General features: G+C 34.3%; 24 protein-coding genes and 1 tRNA gene. 16 read left to right on the top strand and 9 right to left on the bottom strand.

Features of this window, described 5'->3' with window-relative positions:
- Positions 1 to 32: 32 nt before the first annotated feature.
- Genes KO464_04675 through KO464_04650 form a run of 6 tightly spaced genes read left to right on the top strand, consistent with a single transcriptional unit; the run spans position 33 to position 5740 of the window.
- Entirely contained in the window at positions 33 to 962 is a 930-nt protein-coding gene (locus KO464_04675) for an FAD-dependent oxidoreductase (GenBank protein ID MCC7572667.1), read from the top strand.
- The gene (locus KO464_04670; GenBank protein MCC7572666.1) at positions 947 to 1669 is read left to right on the top strand and encodes a thioredoxin family protein; all 723 of its coding nucleotides are present in this window, start codon (positions 947 to 949) and stop codon (positions 1667 to 1669) included. Before KO464_04675 ends, KO464_04670 begins: the two co-directional genes overlap by 16 nt.
- A 12-nt stretch (positions 1670 to 1681) precedes the next feature.
- Entirely contained in the window at positions 1682 to 2329 is a 648-nt protein-coding gene (locus tag KO464_04665) for a thioredoxin family protein (GenBank protein MCC7572665.1), read from the top strand.
- A 53-nt stretch (positions 2330 to 2382) separates the two neighbouring features.
- A complete protein-coding gene (locus tag KO464_04660) occupies positions 2383 to 2898 on the top strand; it encodes a thioredoxin family protein (protein ID MCC7572664.1) in 516 nt (171 codons plus the stop codon).
- On the top strand, positions 2898 to 4976 hold the full coding sequence (locus tag KO464_04655; protein MCC7572663.1) for a 4Fe-4S binding protein: 2079 nt from the start codon (positions 2898 to 2900) through the stop codon (positions 4974 to 4976). The genes KO464_04660 and KO464_04655 overlap by 1 nt, the downstream gene beginning before the upstream one ends.
- Entirely contained in the window at positions 4973 to 5740 is a 768-nt protein-coding gene (locus KO464_04650) for an undecaprenyl-diphosphate phosphatase (GenBank protein ID MCC7572662.1), read from the top strand. Before KO464_04655 ends, KO464_04650 begins: the two co-directional genes overlap by 4 nt.
- Here KO464_04650 and KO464_04645 read toward each other — a convergent pair.
- Complete coding sequence (locus KO464_04645; GenBank protein MCC7572661.1) at positions 5730 to 6482, bottom strand: SAM-dependent chlorinase/fluorinase; 753 nt, start codon at positions 6480 to 6482, stop codon at positions 5730 to 5732. The two genes, KO464_04650 and KO464_04645, sit on opposite strands and share 11 nt — an antisense overlap.
- Positions 6483 to 6598: 116 nt before the next feature.
- Between KO464_04645 and KO464_04640 the strand changes: the two genes are divergently transcribed.
- Positions 6599 to 7252, top strand: a complete 654-nt coding sequence (locus KO464_04640; GenBank protein MCC7572660.1) for an ArsR family transcriptional regulator — start codon at positions 6599 to 6601, stop codon at positions 7250 to 7252.
- A 46-nt stretch (positions 7253 to 7298) separates the two neighbouring features.
- Positions 7299 to 8738, top strand: a complete 1440-nt coding sequence (gene proS / locus KO464_04635) for a proline--tRNA ligase (protein MCC7572659.1) — start codon at positions 7299 to 7301, stop codon at positions 8736 to 8738.
- On the opposite strand, the gene KO464_04630 is transcribed toward proS, so the two are convergent.
- Positions 8735 to 10441, bottom strand: coding sequence for a tRNA uridine(34) 5-carboxymethylaminomethyl modification radical SAM/GNAT enzyme Elp3 (locus KO464_04630; GenBank protein ID MCC7572658.1), 1707 nt, complete (start codon positions 10439 to 10441; stop codon positions 8735 to 8737). The genes proS and KO464_04630 overlap by 4 nt on opposite strands.
- Before the next feature lie 118 nt (positions 10442 to 10559).
- Here KO464_04630 and KO464_04625 point away from each other — a divergent pair, with 118 nt between their 5' ends.
- A complete protein-coding gene (locus KO464_04625; GenBank protein ID MCC7572657.1) occupies positions 10560 to 11432 on the top strand; it encodes a hypothetical protein in 873 nt (290 codons plus the stop codon).
- The gene (locus tag KO464_04620) at positions 11432 to 12235 is read left to right on the top strand and encodes a hypothetical protein (GenBank protein ID MCC7572656.1); all 804 of its coding nucleotides are present in this window, start codon (positions 11432 to 11434) and stop codon (positions 12233 to 12235) included. Before KO464_04625 ends, KO464_04620 begins: the two co-directional genes overlap by 1 nt.
- A 1-nt stretch (position 12236) precedes the next feature.
- Here the strand turns inward: KO464_04620 and KO464_04615 are convergent, their stop codons facing one another.
- From KO464_04615 to KO464_04600, 4 genes are all read right to left on the bottom strand, one after another.
- Positions 12237 to 12527 (bottom strand): hypothetical protein, encoded by a 291-nt coding sequence (locus KO464_04615; GenBank protein ID MCC7572655.1) that lies wholly within the window; start codon positions 12525 to 12527, stop codon positions 12237 to 12239.
- A gap of 67 nt (positions 12528 to 12594) precedes the next feature.
- Positions 12595 to 13260, bottom strand: coding sequence for a peptidylprolyl isomerase (locus KO464_04610; protein ID MCC7572654.1), 666 nt, complete (start codon positions 13258 to 13260; stop codon positions 12595 to 12597).
- An 8-nt stretch (positions 13261 to 13268) separates the two neighbouring features.
- Entirely contained in the window at positions 13269 to 14216 is a 948-nt protein-coding gene (radA, locus tag KO464_04605) for a DNA repair and recombination protein RadA (protein ID MCC7572653.1), read from the bottom strand.
- Complete coding sequence (locus KO464_04600) at positions 14216 to 15922, bottom strand: DUF3127 domain-containing protein (protein MCC7572652.1); 1707 nt, start codon at positions 15920 to 15922, stop codon at positions 14216 to 14218. The genes radA and KO464_04600 overlap by 1 nt, the downstream gene beginning before the upstream one ends.
- A gap of 152 nt (positions 15923 to 16074) precedes the next feature.
- On the opposite strand from KO464_04600, the gene KO464_04595 reads away from it, so the two are divergent.
- From KO464_04595 to KO464_04570, 6 genes are all read left to right on the top strand, one after another.
- Positions 16075 to 16908, top strand: coding sequence for a hypothetical protein (locus tag KO464_04595; GenBank protein MCC7572651.1), 834 nt, complete (start codon positions 16075 to 16077; stop codon positions 16906 to 16908).
- 155 nt (positions 16909 to 17063) lie between these two features.
- Positions 17064 to 17309, top strand: a complete 246-nt coding sequence (gene albA, locus KO464_04590; GenBank protein ID MCC7572650.1) for a DNA-binding protein Alba — start codon at positions 17064 to 17066, stop codon at positions 17307 to 17309.
- 180 nt (positions 17310 to 17489) lie between these two features.
- Positions 17490 to 17915 (top strand): NUDIX domain-containing protein, encoded by a 426-nt coding sequence (locus KO464_04585; protein ID MCC7572649.1) that lies wholly within the window; start codon positions 17490 to 17492, stop codon positions 17913 to 17915.
- Positions 17916 to 17948: 33 nt separating this feature from the next.
- Positions 17949 to 18542: a hypothetical protein gene (locus KO464_04580; GenBank protein MCC7572648.1), complete on the top strand. Its 594-nt coding sequence runs from the start codon at positions 17949 to 17951 to the stop codon at positions 18540 to 18542.
- Positions 18543 to 18575: 33 nt separating this feature from the next.
- Positions 18576 to 18660 (top strand) — tRNA-Leu (locus KO464_04575).
- A gap of 323 nt (positions 18661 to 18983) precedes the next feature.
- Positions 18984 to 19451, top strand: a complete 468-nt coding sequence (locus KO464_04570) for a hypothetical protein (GenBank protein ID MCC7572647.1) — start codon at positions 18984 to 18986, stop codon at positions 19449 to 19451.
- 27 nt (positions 19452 to 19478) lie between these two features.
- Here the strand turns inward: KO464_04570 and KO464_04565 are convergent, their stop codons facing one another.
- From KO464_04565 to KO464_04555, 3 genes are all read right to left on the bottom strand, one after another.
- Entirely contained in the window at positions 19479 to 19763 is a 285-nt protein-coding gene (locus KO464_04565; GenBank protein MCC7572646.1) for a hypothetical protein, read from the bottom strand.
- A gap of 213 nt (positions 19764 to 19976) precedes the next feature.
- The gene (locus KO464_04560) at positions 19977 to 20342 is read right to left on the bottom strand and encodes a hypothetical protein (protein ID MCC7572645.1); all 366 of its coding nucleotides are present in this window, start codon (positions 20340 to 20342) and stop codon (positions 19977 to 19979) included.
- Positions 20339 to 22090, bottom strand: a 1752-nt coding sequence (locus tag KO464_04555; protein ID MCC7572644.1) for a bifunctional DNA primase/polymerase, incomplete at its 5' end; no start/stop codon positions are given. The genes KO464_04560 and KO464_04555, both read right to left, overlap by 4 nt.

The following is a 22090-nucleotide window of genomic DNA, read 5'->3' as shown; positions in this document are numbered from 1 at the left end:
AGTTTTAAAAGAATCTCCAAATCTAGATTTATATGGACGTTTTTGATGTTGCTATACTTGGAGGCGGTCCCGCCGGAATTTCTGCTGGTATTTATGCAGCACGATTTAAATTGAATGCTGTTGTTATATCAAATTCCTTGGGGGGTACTGCACAGACTGCACATCTTATAGAAAATTATCCTGGATTTGGAGTAATATCCGGTTTTGAATTGATGCAAAAATTTAAAGATCATCTCAAAAGTTTTGAGATTCCAGTAATAGAAACATATGTCCATTCTGCTAGCATCGAAAATGGCATATTCACAATAAAATTAACAGATGAAGAAGTAAAAGCAAAATACATTCTTATTGCCACAGGTACTAAAAGAAGAAAATTGGGAGTTCCTGGAGAAGCTCAGTTTTATGGAAAAGGTGTAAGCTACTGTGTAACTTGCGATGCCTTTTTTTACAGAGATAAGACCGTGGCTGTTATTGGAGGAAGTGATGCAGCGAATATGGCCGCAATATTGCTCTCATCTATGGCAAAAAAAGTTTATGTTATTTACAGAAAAGAAAAATTAAGGGGAGAGTTAGTCTGGATTGAGAGAGTTATAACAAACCCAAAGATTGAAGTTTTGTACAATTCTAATGTAATTGAAGTAATAGGTAAAGAGTTTGTGGAAGGAGTAAAGCTAGAAGATGGTAGAGATATTCCTGTAGACGGTGTTTTTGTTGAGATTGGTTCAATCCCCGAATGTTGTTGTGCTAATGATCTTGGAATTGCGATTACTCAGAAAGGATACATTGAAGTTGATTCATCTCAAAAAACTAGTGTAGATAAAGTTTATGCTGCAGGTGATGTGACCTCAGGATCCAATGGATTTCAACAAATTGTGACTGCAGCAAGTGAAGGTGTAATTGCAATAAAAAGTATTTTCGATGACATGGAAAGATCAAAGGTGACTTTATGGAAAAACGAATAAAGTTTATTGTTATTAGTTTGATGATAATTAGTACTTTGTTAATGGCTGGATGTAACGAATCTAATCCAGACAAAGTACTTTCAGAAACAGACAAAACTGAGATTACGAAAATCTTATCTAATATGGGTGGCCAAATAGATGTCATATTATTTACTTCAGAAACTGGTTGTTTTAGTTGCTCTAAAACTGAAACTCTAATAAGGGAGATTGACCAACTTTCGGATAAAATCAATCTTAAAGTCTACGATATAAATAAGAATAAGGATGTGGCTACAAATTATAATATTGAGTTAGTTCCTGCAATAGTTGTAATTGGAAAAGAAGATTATGGAATAAAGCACTATGGATTTCCAGGGGGAAAAGAATTTAGTCCACTACTCGAAGTTATGATAAGCTCTTCTATGGACAGGCCTGTCGTTTCCGAAGAAATTACAAAAAAATTAGATACCATACCTAACAACGTCGAAGTAAAGATATTCGTTACCCCGACTTGTCCTTCTTGCCCAGATATGGTAAGGGGAGCCTATTACTACTCTTTAGTTTCAGATAAAGTATCTACAGTAACAATTATGTCCAATGAATTTGAAGAATACAGCAACAAATATAAAATATCAGCTGTTCCTACAGTAATCTTCAATGAAAAATTCAGCAGAGAAGGACAGATGGCTGAAGAAACATTTGTCAATTATCTTGTAGTATCTTCATAGGAGGAATGAAAAATGAAAAAAATATTAATTTTTAGTATAGTTGTATTAATCTTGTTTGCTGGGTGTACTTCTCAGCCGAACACTAATAATAATACAAATAACGATAATAATCAAGCTAATGGAGATAATGTAACTTCAACAAAAACTCTTTATGAACAGATAGAAGAAGAAGCTATTTGTCCTTGTAGCACTCTCTTTAATTTAAAAGACTGTAAAAAATACTTCCCTGATTGTCAATATACGCCTATTGTTGATGCAACTATTAATACTATGATTTCTGAAGGCAAAACAAAAGACCAAATATTAAAAGCTGTTGATCAGTACAATACTGGAATAATCGAAGGTAAATTAAATGAATTTAGGAAATCACAGGATGAAAATCATTTAATATTACTTTACTTCAAATCTTCACTTTGTGAAATATGTCACGAGAAAGAACCGGTTCTAAACGAGATAAAGGAAAAATACAAAGGAGAAATAGATATCTACGAATTTGATAGAATAAATGACGGAGTAATATTTGACTACTTTGTTGTTGATAGAATTCCAAGTATAATCTTCTTTGATGGTAAAGACAGATTAAATGAGATCCCTTTTAATAATATCACTGTTGATGGAATAAGTTCGTTACTAGATTTTACATTAGATAAAAAGAAATGAGCAACAATGGTTGATACCCAAATACTTTTAAATATCACTATTGTTAATAGGATGTGATAAAGATGAAGGTAGTTAGTATTATCGCCTTTATAATGGCGTTTGTACTTCTCATTTCAGGAATTTATGGACTGAATATTGGGCCAGTTTCTATTGAAGGCCGCCAGTATCAACAAGCAAATCAAATTGGGTCTTATATTTGTCTATCCTGTATTGGTCTGACAGGCAGCACGGTTAGCCATGCATTGACTGATGATACTATTAATAGATTAAAAAAAATCGATTACCCTGTTAAAATATGGGTTTTTACGTCAAACGATTGTCCAACTTGTCCTGACGCAAAGGCAATAATACTTAATTTCACTGTTGAAAATCCCAACATATCTTATGAAGAGATCAAACTTGAAACTCAAGGTCAATTTTTTGATACTTATGCGGTATCAGAACTTCCAACGATCATTTTATTTAACAAAGATGGCGTTGTTCTAAGAAGAAATAATTTTGTTCACAAGATAGTGGGTATAGATAATTTGCAGGCAAAAATAATAGAAGCAATTGAAATGGTGAGTTGATGGGTAAGATAAAACGTTTAAGGACTCTTTCACAAACTGCTTCATTAGTCCTGATAAATCTTGGCTTTCTTGGTATATTCTTAAAGCACCTTACAGTTCCAGTTTTCAATTGCTATGCATGTCCATGGGCTACAATAAGTTGCCCAATTGGATTATTGCAAAACTTTGTTATGAACGGTCAAGTTCCAACATACGTTTTAGGTGCAATGGGTACTGTATTTGTCTTTGTTGGAAGTGCATTTTGTGGGTGGGTGTGTCCTTTTGGATTTTTCCAAGATGCAATAGACTATGTTAAAAATTTCTTTAAAAAGAATAACAAAAAACCTTGGCAAAAAACTCCAGTGAAGAAAAAATCAAAGGATTTTTCTCTAATAACTAAATTTATAGTTCTCGTAACTACATTAGTTCTTGCTATAAGGTATGTGGATACAATATTCTGTAAATTATGCCCAATAGGAACAATAGAAGCCACTTTTCCATACCAGATAGCCAACGGGTTTTCATATAATATATGGTTGGGTGCAAGGATTGGTATATTAATATTCTTAATAATTATGTTCTTTGTTATTAGTAGATTCTGGTGCAGATATCTATGCCCTATAGGTGCACTGGCCGGGCCTTCTAACAAGATAAGTCTTCTAAAATTATATCACAACGGCGATAATTGTAATGGATGTAACATTTGTAAAGATGTATGCCCCCTAGATATAGATGTCATGGAAGACCAAAACTCTACAAGATGCACAAGATGTGCTGATTGCGTTGATAAATGTCCAAAAGGCCATCTGGCTTTTGGATTAGACATATTTGGTCTTGTAGCTATTTCTCCGTTTAAAAAGAAAAAACCAAAAGTATCAGAAAAAAAACTTGTAATCCCTACTTCCGGAGGAATACCAGAAAAGGAAAAATCGCTAGAATCAGAATCTATTCCACCTGAAGAGAGTGATGTATTAGATGAATTCAAATATAGAGAAAAGGGAACACTTGTTGAAAGGCCTACTTATATGGGATTCAAGAAAGGAGAAAGAGTTTATCTACCTTACGAGGAAGTAAAGAAGATAGGTATTAGACCTCCAAAAACTTCACTTTCTGTTCTTTTAAAGCAATATTCTGAAGGGAATCTCTCCGATGATTATAATGCTTCTGAAGCCTTTGTAGAAGAAAAGATTGAGGAAAAAATCAAAGATGTTCCTAAGTCGATTCCAAAGGAAGAGTTAGATAGAAAACATTTTGAAAAGTTTAGAATCCCAAAGAGGACGGAGCTCCATCTAGAACATCTAAAGTATCTAAAAGAACTTAATGTTCCCATGGATATCAAAGCTATAGCCAATAATAGTAATGAAGTTCCAGCGGTATTACTTGCAATTATTGATGCATCTGATCAAATTAATTTTGAGTATATAAATTCAAGAGATCAAAGAGCTGAATGGTATTACAAAGAGAATCTACCTTCAGTTTATATCAACGGAAAATACTATAATAAATCATTTTCAGAGGATGAATTAATCTATACCATAAAAACTGAAAAATATATAATTGAAAATGTCAGTTTAATAATAGATTACAGAAAATGTATTGGATGTAATGCACAGAGTTGTAAGAAAATATGTGAAGTTTTCAAAAAAATTCCAATATTGGACGAAGGATACGGCATATATCCTTTAACAAATATCAATTGCTCTCTTTGTGGAAAGTGTATAATAGAGTGTGACAGAGGTGGTGTTTCATTTATATTTGGAGAAAAACTTATTACAGATTCCAATTTCAGCATTGAAACAATTAAGAAGAATAGTGAAATAATTTCAACAATTTATCCTGAAACTGTTATGCTCTTCCTTGAGAGAAATAAGAAACACTCCAACAGAGCACTTAATTATACAATAGCCTTGTCATACCTATCCCATGGTAAATTATCATATCAATTAATTGATGTTGCTAAAAATCAGGAAGCAGTTTTAAGGCGAAAAATTGGTGCCATACCGTGCTTTTGGGTATCAGATAATATGCAGATTTCAGGTATGCTTTCTGAAGCCTCAATTTTAGCATTTATACGAAAAATTTCAAAGTGGAAAGGATGAATCTAATTGAGCTATTCATAATTGGGGCTATACAAGGATTATTGGAATTTTTGCCTATTTCAAGTTCAGGTAATGTGTCTTTAATACTTATGAATTTTTTAAAAATTACACCTTCTGAAAGTTTTTCTTTGTCCCTTTTTCTTCACCTAGGGACACTTTTTGCAGTATTAGTTTATTTCAGAAATGACTTAATAGCTATTTTAAAAAACATCAAGACTGATAAAACATCACATTTCTTGATAGTATCAACCATTCTCACCGGTATATTGGGTGTACCAATATACATTATATTGAAATCAGTCTTTGAAGACATTCAAATAGATATTGCAAATGTTATTATAGGCCTATTTCTTATTGCAACTGGAATTGTTTTGAGATATAAATTAAAATCAGGTTTTAAAAAAGTTGAAGATTCAAATATATGGGATATGATAATTGCAGGAGTAGCTCAAGGTATAGCGATAATACCGGGCATATCCAGGTCTGGTTCAACGCTTGCAGTTCTGTTAGGGAGGAGTTTTGATAAAGAAGAGGCTTTAAGAATATCCTTTTTAATGTCAATACCTGCTATTATTGGAGGAATTATTTTGGAAGCAAAAGACACCACTTTTATAGCAAATAATTTTCCTGCATTAATTAGCGCTTTTATAACATCAATTATAATAATTAAGTTATTATTGGAGTTTGCAAAAAAGTTAAATTTTTCATATTTTTGTATTGGTCTAGGAACTGTGACAGTATTAATATCATTACTTATTCTTTAAATATTATTTTTACAACATCACCTGGTTTTAGATTAAAGGTGGAATTTGCATTTCCAAGATATTTTGATATTTCAAGATGCCCTGATGAAGAGTATAAAGCAATTAAACTCAGATTTTTTCCTTCTTCGTAATGAGTCAGTATTGGAATTCTAATGTTTGATAGCTCAATTTCTTTAATATTAAGGTCCTCTTTTTGTATATTTAGGATTATATTTCCAAATGAATCCACATGTAAAATAGAGAGTAATGCACTGTTTTTGCTAATTTCCTTCTTAAAAGGAAGACGTATTATTTGATCTTTCATTTCCAGAAAATCCGTATCACCAATATCTAAAAATGCAGCGGCTGGAGCTAATATGTCTCTTCCGTGAAAAGTGGCGGAAGTATTATTCAATCTGTATTTAGATAGTTTTTGCTTAAGTTTTTCAATATTAATTCTGAAAACTTTGCCTTTTAAAAGAGAGAAAACTCCATTATCTGGCCCAACAAATATATGGGCATCATAATTCAATGCTATTAGTTCTCTTTCACTACCTACGCCAGGATCAACTACAACTAAATGTACTGTTCCCTTAGGGAAATAAGAATATGTGGTGGATATTACAAATGCAGCTTCATATATAGACTGTCTTTTTATCTTGTGGGTAATATCGACTATCTTGGCATCAGGATTAATTATGTAAATAGGACCTTTCATTTGACCAGCATAAAAACTGTCAAAATCAGTCGTCATTGAAATCATGAATAAAATTCATCTAAGTATCTATTAAATTTACCTATATAAAATTTGAGTAATACTAATAGAATAATTGCGAAACATTTAAATAAGTTAACTAATAGTTAAGTTATAGTGAATTTATGGCGACGACTGAAGAAATCTTTGACATTTTAGGAAATCATACAAGGAGAATGATACTTGAAATGTTAGCTACGTCTCCTTGTTACACAACAGAGATATCTGAAAGACTAGAAATTGGTCAAAAAGCGATAAATGAGCACCTTAGAATAATGCAAGAGCTAGGACTTATAGATCTGTTTATATTAAAACAGAAAAGAGGAAGCCCAAGAAAATATTTCAAGATAAAAGACAATATAAGAATGGAGATTTTTGTTACGCCAAGAATTTTTGATGCTTCCATTAAAACTGAAGAAATTGATTTGGAGTCAATTTTTGAAAGATATCCAGAATACAAATCATTCTATGAAGAAATAAAATTTGATTCAGAGATTAGAATAATCGGTAGACTAAAAGAGAATCTTGATTATTTCAAAAATGAATTAGTTGAAATTGATAATGCAAAGGCTTTCTTAGAAAGATCCATCTCTGAAGTGAAAGAGAATATACTGAGAGCTATAGAAGAACTTAATCTTAGAGAAATAGAGAAAAAAGTTCTTATTGAGGTCATATTAAAAGAATCCTATTCCCCCCAAGATATTGCTAATAGTCTCAACTTAGGATTAGAAGAAGTAGTTGGTTCTATTAAAATACTTAGAGAAAAGGGAGTTTTATAGGATAATTTTTTATATTATCTTAATATAACTCCAGCAGGTGCTATGAATGGCCGAAGATCTTGGAGTTACCATTTCTAGAGATGAGGATTTTTCTGAGTGGTACAATCAAATTGTTGTAAAAGCAGGTCTTGCTGATTATTCTCCCATCAAGGGGTGTATGGTAATAAAACCATACGGTTATGCAATATGGGAAAGTATTAAGGATTTTCTTGACAAGAGAATAAAGGATACAGGTCATGAAAATGCATATTTTCCCTTATTTATTCCTGAAGAATTTTTTGAGATGGAAAAAGAGCATGTTGAGGGATTCACGCCTGAAGTTGCATGGGTAACTCATGGCGGAGACACGCCTCTTGAAAGAAAGCTTGCTATAAGGCCAACTTCTGAGACTATTATGTACTCAATGTATGCCAAGTGGATAAGAAGCTGGCGTGATCTACCTTTATTGATAAATCAATGGGCTAATGTAGTTAGATGGGAAACAAAAATGACAAAACTTTTCATAAGAACTAGAGAGTTTTTATGGCAAGAGGGCCACACCGCCCATGCTACAAAGGAAGAGGCCGAGGAAGAAGTAAAAAAAATGCTTGATGTATACAGGGAAGTAATGGAAAATTTACTTGCAATTCCAACAATCTCCGGATACAAAACAGATAATGAAAAGTTTGCTGGTGCAGTCTATACTATGACAATTGAATGTTTGATGGCAGATAAAAAGGCAATGCAAGCCGGAACATCTCACCTTTTAGGCCAGCATTTCTCTAAAGCCTTTGATATAATGTTTGAAGATAAGGATAAAGAAAAGAAATATGTCTGGCAGACTTCATGGGGGATGACAACTAGAACAGTAGGTACCTTAGTAATGGTCCACAGTGATAATAAAGGACTTATTTTACCTCCAAGAGCAGCTCCAATAAAGATTGTTATTATTCCAATTATCTTCAAAGATGGTAAAGAAGAAGTCATTAAGAGATGTAAGGAAGTTCAAGATTTACTTGCAAAGAAATACAAAGTAAAATTAGATGAAAGAGAAGGATATACTGCAGGCTTCAAATTCAATGAATGGGAATTAAAAGGAATACCAATTAGAATAGAAATAGGGCCACGAGACGTAAAGGAGAACAAAGTCGTTATTGTAAGACGGGACAATTCTGAAAAAATCTTTGTGCCAATGGATATTCTCAGCCAAGAAGTAGACAAGATACTTGAATATATACAGAATAATCTTTTCTCAAAAGCCAAAGAGTTTTTGGAAAAAAATACATTTTTACCTAAAGACTACAATGAATTATCAGATATCCTAAACAATCAAAAAGGAATGGCAAAGATTAGCTGGTGTGAAAGAGGATACTGCGAAGAAAAAATAAAAGAAGAAACAGGTGCAACTTCGTGTTGTATACCTCTAGACCAAAATGGATTAGATAAAAAATGTATTGTGTGTGGTCAAGAAGCAAAAAAAGTTATCCTTTTTGCCAAACATTACTAGATAAATTTTGACATATAAGGCCCTTCTTTTTTATATTTAAATTTTCTATAGTATTCTCTTGCTCCAATTCCAGAAATAATCACCATCTTTTTTAAATCTAGTTCTTCTTTAGCAATTCTTTCTGATTCAAGCAATAATTTTCTTCCGTACCCCTGATGCTGCCAACCAGATTCCTTTTTATCGCCTATACCGATAAGGCCACCATATACGTGAAGCTCTCTTATTAATCCAGTTGGAACTTTGGAGATCTCTTTTCTATGTGCATACTCTGAAGGTTTTCTTAGTCTAGCATACCCAATCAAGATATCTCTCTTGACATCTTCAAAACTAATAAAATACTCTAATCCTTCTGAAGCCTCATAGCTTTCAGTCAGTAACTTAATGTCTTGAAGCTCTGGGTAAATCCCTTCTTTGTGTGCTTTTCTTCCGACTTCCCTGCATCTGACACATTTGCACTGTATATTTCGTATTTTCAGCTCTTCTTCAATCATCTGCCCGAGATTAGATCGTTTCACTCCGGCTTGGACAAGTGTAGATGGTATATCTCTCTGTATCCTCATGGTCCTTACCCATTTAGGCATGAACTCCTTGATCTTCAGTATAAGTTCCATTGCTTCTTCAGTGGTGTAAGGTACATATTCACCTTTTTCCCACATGTCGTATAATTCTGTTCCTTCTAGGACAAGGCATGAATAGAACTTCACCATATCGGGCATGAATAATTTGTTAGAAAATATTGTTCTAAAAGTATCTATGTCTTTTTCAAATGAAGATCCAGGCAATCCTGGCATCATGTGATAGTTTATCTTAAATCCTGCGTCCTTTAGGATCCTTGTAGCTTGAACGACATCGTTAACTGTGTGTCCTCGATTAACTTTTTGGTATATTTCATCAGAAATAATTTGAACGCCCAGTTCAACTCTAGTGCCCCCATAAGAAAGCATTCTATCACAGTGAACTTCTTTTGCCCAGTCAGGTCTTGTTTCAAAGGTCATCCCAATACATCTTATTTTTGATTTTTCATTTATTTTTTGAGCTTTGTCTAAAGTCAGTGGTTCATCTGCTAAGATATAAGATGCAAAATCATTAGAATTACTTTTATGGCTAAACCTATTCTCTAGAGAAGTATTAACGTAATTAAGATCAAACATATTGTCTAAAGTTGTTTCATCCGCCTCAGGGTCAAAATAATTCATTGCGTTTAGACATTCTCTAATGAAATATTCTTGGTAATCAAAAGATTGTGAGGGGAATGTTCCTCCCATTATAATTAGTTCAACTTTATCAATTTCATGACCTGTGTTATAAAGCTGTTTTAATCTATGAAATGTTTGAAGAAAAGGATGAAATCTAAAATTAATAGCCCTCATTGTTGCAGGTTCTTTTCCAGTATAACTTTGAGGAGTATTTACTGCATCTCCCGGGCAGTATATGCACCTCCCATGTGGACATTTACTGGGTAAAGGCATTACTGCAATGACAGCTACCCCAGACATAGTCCTTATTGGTCTTTTAATTAGAATCCTCAGAAACTCTTCTTGCCTATCTTTAAGATACTCCAAAATATCTGAATTTCTAGGGGTCCTGTCCAAATTAAAGGCACTCGAAATTTCTGATTTCTTTAACTCAAGTTCTCTGGAATTTTTTATCTTTCCTTCCAAGAACTCTTCAGATAGCTTTCTACATGCCCCTTTATAGCCCATAATACATAATTTCTATTTAGATTATTAAAATTGACTGTTTCATTTTCTGAAACTTTCGATAAAACCGTTTCAAGATAATGCTTTTATATCGTTTCAAACTATTAAATATGTGGTAAAAATGAATAAAACAATCAAAATATCTTTGCTAATCTTAATACCAACGTTGCTAATACTATCATTACCTATTGGAATACTTTCTGAGGACTACGAATCTGCCACAACTTCTGCGATTTCATATCTAGAAAGGATTGATCCAGAAAATCCATATCTCCTTCTTGCAAAGGATACCGCAGTTACTAATCCTAAGATGTCTATTAATTTTGCATTAAAAGGCATCATAGAAAGTGACAGAGGAAATAAAGAAGAAAATTTGAATAAGGCTCTAGAGATAATGAACTCTCTTAAACTGATACCTGAAGATAGAAAGGACATGTTTAACGTTCTTATCCTTGAATACAATCTAACGCGTTCACAAAAATATATCGAGGATGCAGCAGAGACTTCAAATCTTAGATATATTGCAAATTCAGGCGAATATATAAAACAAGCAAATGAAGATCTTAATGAAGTTAAAGGAAATGGGTTAGATGAAACACAGGCAAAACTAAAAATAATATCGGAAACCTATATGGGCCAATCCTCAAATTATTCAAATTTATATAAAGAAATGGCGTTAATATCTTATGATGAACATAGATATCTTGCAACAACTCTATTCTCAATATATGCTAAAAATGATGATCAAATATTCGACGAATCTTTAGAAGTTATTTTAACAAGATTTGAGAATGAATGGAACTCTTTCTTTGGTTCTGATGTGTACAAAGGTTCACCTTTTAGTCCTGATTCTCTAAAAGAGCTTCAAAGAAAAGCAATTACTTATAGAGGTCAAGGAAACGAAGATTTTGCAAATGTCATAACTGAATACATTAAGTTTCAAGCTATGTCTTATACAGAGTTTATTAATGCTATTGAGGAGGGGGGACTTTAATGGCAGAAGAAGCTAGATGGAAAAAATATTCCAGAAGATGGGAAAAGAAGGCTAGAGAATACAAACAAAAAAAGGACGAACTAGAATCCAAATTTAATACCATCAATCAGGAAAATGAAAATCTCAAAAAAGAATTAGTTTCTACAAGAGAAGAAAGAGATAAAGTTAAAGAATCTGAGAAAAAAAGTGAATTTGGTACAGTTGCCATAGCGATCATCTTAATTCTCGGTATTCTTTTTGCAGGGTCTGTTGCAGGTATGGCATTTCTATATAATTCAAATTTAGCTTTAACTTCGACAAACTCAGACCTTATTACGGAAACATCTTCCTTAAAAGGCCAAATATCAAAGCTTCAATACGAAAAAAGTGTACTTGAAGCAGAGAAAAGTAGCTACCAAAGCGAAGTAACGGACATAGAAAGAGAACTAGAAAAGGTCAAGGGAGATAGTGATGCAACTATCAGACTTCTCCAAAGAGAAGTTTTGTCATTAACATCGAAAGTATCAAGACTTGAGGCAGACATAAAGGCAAAAGATATATCGATAGCATCTTTACAGAATAATCTTGCAGAGTGTGAATATCGTAACAGATGTTTTACTGTTAGTATAACACCAACATCAAGAACTGCTTCTACAGGCTCAGACCATTCTTTAAGCTATACTATGTATGTCAATTTTGCAGGATATGGATGTGGAAGAAGGATTGAAATACCAATAACACTAAACTACGATTTCAACACATCGGGAACGAATACTGACACTTTTGGACTTCAGGCTTCATCAGGAAACTGGTGTTGCAACTAAATCATCTAATATATTTATCTCTTTTTTCACTTATTTTTTTACCATAAAAAATAGGGTACTTTTCCATTTCTTTTTCTTTTGCCTCTAATCTTTTAGAATAACCAACGTGCCCTATTGTGTAGACTAAAACAAAAAAAAGAATAAATAGAATAGAGTTTATTATAAGGAGTTCTATCATTATTTCAGGATACTCACCATTAATAATTTCTCTGACATACACTGCAATAAAAGAAACAAGATATGTAAAAGTGGGAATTTCAATTGAAATCATTAGGGCTTTTATTTTATCCATTATATCTAACATAATTTAACTTTTATAAATATAAACATTGAGGTAATAAAATAAAAAAAATATATGCTTAATCAATGAAACTAATTGATGATTCTTTTATTTCTGGGATGTAAGTAGAAATATCTGATTTAATAAACTCTTCAAGAGAGGTTTTATATGGTGGATTAATCCCTTTAAGATCTATGTTTACTTTTTCTTCTTCAAAAGTAATTTTTTGGGATGAAACATCTATCCCTGGAGCCCTAACTTTTAAGATAGCATGAATCTTTTCAGTCAAATCATCAATTTTTTTAAGAATTGTTACTTCGTATAAGAGTGTTTTGCCCGATAATGGATGATTAAAATCAAGTTTTACTCTACCACTTGAAACACTTCTCACGGTCGCCCAATGACCATTAATTTCTATTTTTAATCCCGCTCTTGGAAAAATACCGTGTTTTTTAAAATCGTTCAAGTGTATTATCTGCAATAGAGATGAATCTCTTTTTCCGAATCCTTTTTCAGGATTTATATCAAAAGTTTTTGTTTCTCCAACTTCTATATCCAAGAGGGACTCATCCAATCCTTTAATTACATGACCGGCGCCGACTATTACCTGTATGGGTTCGTATTTAGTTCCCTCTTTATATACGTTGGCTTGTTTTGCTTTTGTTTCATCAGTTACATCAAAGATTTTTCCTGTTTCTTTGATTTTTCCAACATATTGTATTTCAACAAAATCTCCGTTTTTCAATGAATCACCTATTTGTCTTCGATTCCATTTTCAGTTACAAAGAATATTGCTTCGCCCTCCGGCAAATTTGGAGAATCTACGAGTCTTGCTATCCTTTGCCCACCTTTTGCTTTTCTTAGATATAGTCTAATTGTAGATGAGTGCCCAAGTATATGCCCTCCAATAGGTCTTGTTGGGTCTCCAAAAAAAGCATCAGGTTTTGCAGAAACTTGATTTGTAACAAAAACACAAACATCTTGGTTAGATGCGATATTGTGTAAAGTTCTCAAATGTCTTGCGAGTTTCTGCTGTCTTTCAGCCAGAGTTCCTCTTCCAACATACTCTGACCTAAATGAAGAAGTTAGAGAATCTATAACTAACAACTTTATTTTTTCTGCTTCTATCAATTCTACTGTTTTTTCAGTAAGTAACATTTGATGATCTGAATTAAATGCTCTAGCCACCCTAATCTTATTCAGAACTTCAGTAGGGTCAAGCCCAACTCCTTTTGCCATCTGTATAATCCTTTCAGGTCTAAATGTACTTTCTGTATCTATGAATATAGCACCGGCGTCAAGACCGCCTTTTTCAATTGGTAATTGTACATTTACACAAAGTTGGTGTCCAATCTGACTTTTACCTGAGCCAAATTCTCCAAAAGCTTCGATTATTGATTGTGACTCAAATCCACCGGCTATGAGTTCATCTAATCTTTTACTACCTGAAGTTATTCTTCCAATAAATTTACGTTTTTCTAAAAGTTCATTTGCTGTAAAAAATCCACCTACATCGGCGGCTTCTCTGGCAGCTTCGATTATCTTGGATGCAGAGCTTTCACCAATTTCTGCAATTTCAAATAATTCTTTTGGTGAAGCTACAGCTATTGATTCTACAGTTCTAAATCCGGCCTCTTTTAACTTTTCTGCAGTTTTAGGCCCTATACCTGGAAGGTCTTCCAGATCTTTTATTTTTTCCATTAAATCACCACAAAGATATCTTTAGCCTTGGAAACAGGGTTTATCTCTTTAATATCATACCCATAAAACTCTTTCAAGTTATTATTCTCATAAATTCTAGCTTTAATATCGTATTCCTTCCAAGGTTGTACTTCCTTTTTAATCTTACCTCTAATACTGCCATAACCGTCATCACAAATAACAATATAGTTATTTTCTTCACTAACAATATGTTTTATCAAAGGAGTAATTATACAATAATCATTATTTGATAATTCATCTATTGTTTTGGAAGGGGGATTTTTAATAGATTCAAGGCTTGGAATACTATATTCTCCCTTTTCAATAGAAGTTGCTTTAATAAACAAGACATCTGAATCTTTTTCAAGTTTTCCAATCACTTTGACAGAATCGCCAATATTAAAATTCTTATTTGTTATTTGGCCCAAAGAAAGAGGGACGCTACCAGACTCATCGATAATGACTAAGAAATCACCTTCAATGCCATCGACTCTTGCTAAAACATTAACATCGTCGGATAAACTGTGATCGGCTATTTTCTTTTCATCTATTTTCTCTTCATTATCAAAAGATTGTATTCTTGAACCGAGTCCAAGATGGGCTTCAAGACCATTATTAAATCTTATGTTACAAGATTCAATTCTTATTTTAATACCGGGCACTAAAGTTGTCAATAATTCCGCTTTATCGTCCCATAACACTACTTTAAGTTCATGAGAATTGTCACTTAATAAAAATCTACCAACTTTTCCTGTTCCACTTTCTCTCGTAAATGTTCTTGTATCATATACCTCTTTTACGTATCCCTCTATAGTGATACCTCTCATATTTTCTTTAAGATCAGATATAGAAACTGTCGAAGATTCTGATTTTGGGATATCTTCTCTTTCAGTCTTTTCATGCACAACATTAGATGAAAAACCAAGATTAATTTCAACAGAATTTAATCCCATCTTGGAATATGCATTTTCAATAGTAATAATATCATTTTTGAAAAGAGTATTTAGTAATTCTGCTTTTTTATCCCATAGAGTAACTCTTATTTCTCCTGTGTCGTCCATGATCATGAAGTTACCAACTTTTCCAACAGACCCATCTTTTTTAGCAAATTCCTTTATGCCAAAGATTGCAGAAACTCTGCCAGTAACATCTATGTTACTCATCTTGTCTTCAATGTCTCTGATTTTAATTTTAACATAATTTATGGGAGGGTAATCTGGACTATCTTGACCGCTAGAAATAACTCCGTCTTTTCCAAGGCTAATCTCAAACTCATTGTTAAGTCCTTTTCTTAAATAACCATTTCTAACTGTAACAACGTCGCCTCTCTTAAATTGCTTAAGCTTATCTATCTGATCATCCCAAAAAACAATCCTAATGCTCCCAGTTTTATCTGCAATTACAATATTCTGAACTCTTCCTTCTGTACCAGTCTTTCTCTGGAAAGTATTGACATCAAAAATTCTCATTATTCTGCCACTGATATCTACGTGTTGCATCCCTTCATTAATATCTGAGATAAAAAAGTGTTTTTTTTCTTTAGGAATTTCTTCATAAGTTACCCCTAATTCACCGGCTATTAAGAGTAACGCCCCTTCTTCTGATAAAAGTCCACCGACAGATTGAATTTTTTTATCAATTCTTTCTTTTAGTTCATCTTCAGAAATTGTTTCTAATAATCTTTCATAAAGCGCTTCCGCTGTCATAAGACACCAGAGAGATTAATTTTTTAGTGTTTATAAAATTTGGGGTACGTTTATAGATAACTAAGAATATAATTTCAAATACCGAAAACTGGAAATTATAAATAAACAATTTTATAAGATAAACTTTTAAACTATAATGGGTTACGATGTTTATGAATATCAATAAAAAGTGGATATTCATAGTAATTGCAGTAGTTTTGATAGTTGGGATACTATATTTGGGCCAAGACACTATCTTTAATTTCAAAGAAAATCCTAAAATATCAGGAAGTGTTGATGTTTTAACATCTAATATGCTCATAACAAACGAAGAAATAGGTATTCTAACTTTACAAAATAAAGGGAAGAGCAATGCTATAGAAATAGAAGTTGAAGAGGTATCACCTTTTACTGTTATTCTAGAGGCTGAGCCACCATTATTATTGGAGAAAGGCAAAACTTCTGTTATAAAGTTTAAAGTTGTTGCAGAAAAAGAAGTCCTAAAATTATCTGAAACAAGAAAAAATATACCACTTGAATTTAAGATTAAATACAAGAATTATGAAGGCACTCAAATGAATGAAGTAACAGTGAAAACAACTGTTCAGGTATACAGGCCAAAATTTGATATTAAGAGAATAGATCTTGGGGGAATTCTAAAGACAGAGTTATCACTAAAGGATGGTCAAAATGGACTTTTAATGATAGAGATTGAATCTGATCAAATTTTCAAAGAAGGAGATTACTGGATAGAATTCGTATGCGATTATCCCGATTTAGAAATCGAATCTGTCGATAAGTATCCTTCTGAGAGGATATATGGTGGTTACAAATTCATTTTTCAAGACCCGCTTCCAGCAAATAAAAGAATATCAAAATCTTTTTTACTTAAATCAAAAGTTTCACCTGGCAGTTATCAGACCAGATTTTCTATAAACACTAAAGTATTTTGGAGAGGTATATTACTTGATCAGGAAAATATCAATGTAGTCGTATCGGAAATATAAAGATATGCATATTTGATAAATAATTTATAATTACTTTAGAAATACTTATTTTTAAGGTAATTGCGAAATTAACCAAAAAGTATATAAATAGGCAACGAAACTTTTTCATGCTAGTTCTCTAGCGTTTTACATTGAACAATGATTTGAGGGATATTATGGATGTACTCGTAGGAAAGAAAAAAGCAATGGCGTATGTTCTTGCTATAGTCACCGGGTTTAATGCCGGTGAGAATGAGATAACCATAAAAGCTAGGGGAAGAAGTATATCTACTGCTGTAGACACTGCAGAAATAGTAAAAAGCAGATTCATTCCTGATGCAAAAATTACCGATATAAAGATTGGGACTGAGCAAGTCGAACAGAGAGCAGTAAGTACTATCGAAATAACAATGAAAAAATAAATTCCTTGAGGGATATAATGGGCAAAAGGCCACGAAAATGGAAAAAGAAAGGCAGAATGCGCTGGAGACACGTTAAGAAGAAAATGAGAAGAATGAAAAGAAAGGCTAGAAAGCAATAAATTCATTCTTTTGCCCCAGTTATTTAGATACTTTTTTTAATATACTTTATTTATTTCTTTTATGAAGAGAAAAGAAATTGTTACTTCATTTTTATTTAAAGATAACAAAATCCTTATTCTAAAAAGAAGTGACAAAGTTGGCACTTTTAGGGGTAAATGGGCAGGTATTTCTGGTTTTATTGAAGATGAAAATAGCCTTGAAGCTGCTTTGAGAGAAATACAAGAGGAAACAGGTGTTGGTAGTACCTATTTGGAACTTCTTAAAATCGGGATACCTTTTGATGTAATCGATAGTACAAACAACACCATATGGTCAATTAACCCATTCCTTTTCTTATTCAAAGGGGATGAAATAAAAATAGATTGGGAACATGACACGTTTGCATGGATATATCCAAAAGAAATAGAAAATTATGACACTGTTAAAAATCTTAAAAAGACCTTATTTGATCTTATTGAAAATTCCGATGTAGAACAAAATGATTGAAAACCTTAAATTCTAATAAATGGTAGTATCATTATGAGAAAAGTTGAAGCTCTGCCTTATACAGTTGAAGAAGGAATAAAGAAGATAGTCACAGCCTTAAATAAGGCAGATATTGAGTATTATACTGCCGGTAGGGAAATATACATCAATGAAGATCTTCTGTTAAATGAGGATTTAAAAGGAAATGATGGATCATTTATTAAAAAAATCAAGGATTACTTTAGAAATGAGATTGAAGCGGATTATGCAATACTGTCATTTGATAGCGCCCCAGATGGATCTTATATGGTCATAGAATACAATAACTATGCAACTTTTTCATCACTTGCCAAAATTTTTAGTTTGAAACCAGAGGATGAAATGGGTGTAAAACATTTACCTGAAATCAAGGATACAAAGTTAGAAAGAGAGTTGGATATAATAAACAGAGAAATATCAGATGCAGATATCGAGTTCGAGGATAAAGAAGAGGACGAGGAATACGATTATATAACCTTTGGAGAAAGAAATTGCAAAATTTGTGGATCTGTGATAAGAAGAGTTACGGTCAATGACAAAGATGGTAAAATAAGAGACGGCTACAAGTGTGTCAACACAAACTGCCTAAAGATTTATATTATCAGGTAATTTTATAAGAGATAGGCTTGGATATTTTTCTAGGCGGGGGTTGCCGAGCATGGTCTAAGGCGCCGGACTTAAGATCCGGTGACGCAGGTCTTCGAGGGTTCGAATCCCTTCCCCCGCATCATTTCTATTTATTTGTTACATATTTTAATTTAAATATATTGTTATTTTATATTTATTGATTGGTTTTTAGATATTTATTTAATTTTTAGTTTTTTATTATTTTTAGGCCTTAAGTCACCGGATGTTTGTATAAGTGCCTTAAGGAAAATACACCATTTGAGATAAATACTTAACGAATCTGGCCTTATAATTAGGGTTAGTGATAGGATAAAATCAAAAGGCATGCCCAGAATTCTGAATTTAGGGCAAACGCCTTAATCGAGTTAGACAAAAACTTAAAAAGAATAAAAATTCATATTATATAATTATAATGGTGACATTATGAAAAAGATAATAGCTGTTCTGATAAGCTTGTTATTTGTTGGAAGCACTTTTGGAATTGGGGCCATCATGGCGCCACCGTTACCTATATGTGGACCGGGGGAAGAAATTAACATTATGATTGCCTGTCTTGACTCTTGTTCAGATCCAGAATCCTGTAAGATTTATGGCCCTACAGCAGTACAGGCGGGAGACATAATAACAGTAAAAGTAGAAAACCAAGTGTGTGGCTTTTTTAATATTGCTAATATTGATTGTGATTACTTTGAACTTTTAGATTTTGATTTTGAACATATAGAGGTCTCAGATTGTACAATAACTATTGTATATACGCTTAGGGCCTTAAGACCAGGAACAGTAGGTGCAACTTTTGATTGCAATGGGAATAAACTTAATTTGACAGTAATACCAAAGGAATACCCAATGCACCAGTTCTTGAAGATACTTGAAAAGAACAAAAACAAATAATCATTTTTTTTCTTTTCTATTCTTTTCTTATTGATTTCTGAATTTATGCTCGCCTTTATTGTCAATATCATTAATCTCCTTGCTCTTCCACAAATATAGAATCAGGAAGTTGGTATATGCCATTGATCTAGTTAGATCCTTATCACATTCAATACAGAGCAGATCAAATATTGGCCTTAGAATTGAGAGGCTGTCGGAGACATACAGCACGAACTCATAGTTCCAGCATGGATCTTCGCCGTATTCTAAGATCGCATACCCCCCCTTCTCACCTAGAATATTCTCTATAGTTTCTCCTTTGTCAGCCTCCATGAGTGTGTATCCATAGACTAATCTAACGCATGGCAGCTCATCATCCCCTACATACGCCCTGTACTCGATGAGATTTCTTGTTATTCTCTCACCTTTCCCTCTTCCATGACGCTTATGACGGTATTATGCCAATTTACTAAACTTTTAAAGTAAATTTCCTTATTATAAGTTTTAAAGGAAAAAAGCGTCATAACCGTCATAGCGTCATAAAAACTAAGCAGGAAACTCACCCTTGTAGCTCTTCTGCAAAAGCTCAAACCTAGCCTTGTTGATCTCTATGCCTTCCCAGTACCTGCCGTCAAACTCCCTTGATTTCTTAAGGCCAAGCTGGGACAATCTCCTGCCAAAGGACTGCTGAGAGATGGTCTCAGTCCTCATGCAGTAGCAGTAGGTCCTGTATGCGCCGTAAAGCTCCCCTGCAGGAGTCTTTGCTATAACGCCTACGTTGCAGACATCATCAAGAAAGTCCTTCAATGGGTCCATCTCGTCCTTGTATTCAGTGTTTGCGAGGACAACAATCTCTGGAGGATTCAATCCTTCTGAGAGCCACTTCATGCAGCCAGCGATGGCCCAGTTCAAATGCCTGGAAGCTCCTCGTCAAGCTTTGCCTCTAGGGTCTTATCCCTCTTGTCGTTTGGAATGCGGTAGTTGAAGGGTATGGTCATAAGCCTGCGCCAGATGGCAAAGTCGCTCCCCCTGATAGTTGGCTTGTTGTTTGAGATCATCCATAGTTTGAACTTAGGGGCAAAGTCAAATATCTCTCCGTATAGAAATCTGGCGGTGAGGCCTTCGTGCCCAGTCACCCTCTTTATGAAGTCCTCGTCTAAGTATTTGCCTTCGGCTATCTCTGATGATCTTACAAACCTGGCGCCCTTTAGTCTTGCAACATCATTCTTAGGGCCTCCGTCAAACTTCTTGTCCATGAAGGTGGATGGGTCAGCATCCTTGGCATACTCGCCCAGCATCGTCATGATTATATTGAGAAATGTGGTCTTCCCGTTCTGGCCCAGGCCGTGGAGAAAGAAAAGGACCTGCTCACGGTCATCAGATGTCATGCTGTACCCGATGGCCTTCTGGATGTAATCGATTAGCTCCTCGTTTCCCTCGAAGATCTCACGAAGGAAATTCTCCCACATAGGGCATTTTGCATCTGGATCATATTTGACATTGGCAAGCTTTGTGATGAACTTCTCTTTCAGGTGGTCTTCTGAGAACTCGCCGGTCCTAAGATCTATTATGCCGTTTTCAACATTCAGAAACCACACGTCCTTGTCAAGATCATCTGGGGATATTGGTAGCTCATTTGTTGTAAGCTTAACAAGCGCTTCAATGCGGTAGGAGCTTTCTGAGAGAAAGGCCCACTTTGATAGCTCTCCCTTCCTGGAATAATCTTGCTCTATGGCAGCTTCTGCATTAATGCTCCGCACAGTGTCCTTGGCAAGTCTGTATATGGCCCCGCTATCATCCTTTAGCCACCTTTTTCCATCCCAGACTATCCACTTCTTCCAGAGGTGGCAGTACCTTATGACGTCCCCATAGTGGTAGATCAATCTTTCAGAATTGCCAAGGTCAGTCATGGCAAAAGTGTTCTTCGGGAAGTCTGTCGTTATCCTGTCCACTTCCCCCTGGCCGAGAGGCTCCTCACACTGTATTTGATTGATCCTTGATATCGTGTCCCTTACGGCCTCTGGCGAAAGGCCCTTGTTTCGTAATATGCCAGATATCCTTGTAAGCTCGGAATTCCTTTTCCCCAAGGGGATTGTAGCTTCTTTGGCCTTATCTTTACCCTCTCTCTCAGAAAGTATTTCGGATAGCCAGGTAGGCGTGTCCTCTAAATCATTACCAAAGATTGACTTTTCCCACTCGTAGACCCTGCCAGAGGGATGGACGCTTGGAGGCGCAACGATAATTCCTCCCTCGCATCTTACATCAACGCCTGGAAGAATACCGGCGCATGTGCGAAAGATCCTATTGGCCCTAAAGTAATAGTGCTTACCCCTGCTAGATCTTGCAACTGGCGTGTTTATCGTGGCATCCTTGGAAGCGATCTTTAGTGATTGGCGCCCCTCTTCCCCGTCAATATCCAACACCAAGAGCCTGCTGATTGAACCTGTGACAATGCCAATGTTTGCATTAGGCCACTGGCTCCACCAACCGTCTATATCCCTTATATCTACCTTCTCAATTTGGTACCTTCTCCAGGGGATAATTGATATCTTGTCCCTTTCTCTAAGGGGGATTATATTTAGGCCTAGATAAAAATACTTTATGGCCTGGTCAAAAAGGGGATTGATCCATACGCGCTCAGGTACATCATCGTATGCCCT

The organism is Methanofastidiosum sp. (assembly GCA_020854815.1).
In the GTDB taxonomy this organism is placed as follows: domain Archaea; phylum Methanobacteriota_B; class Thermococci; order Methanofastidiosales; family Methanofastidiosaceae; genus Methanofastidiosum.
This window is presented reverse-complemented; position numbering and strand designations above follow the sequence as displayed.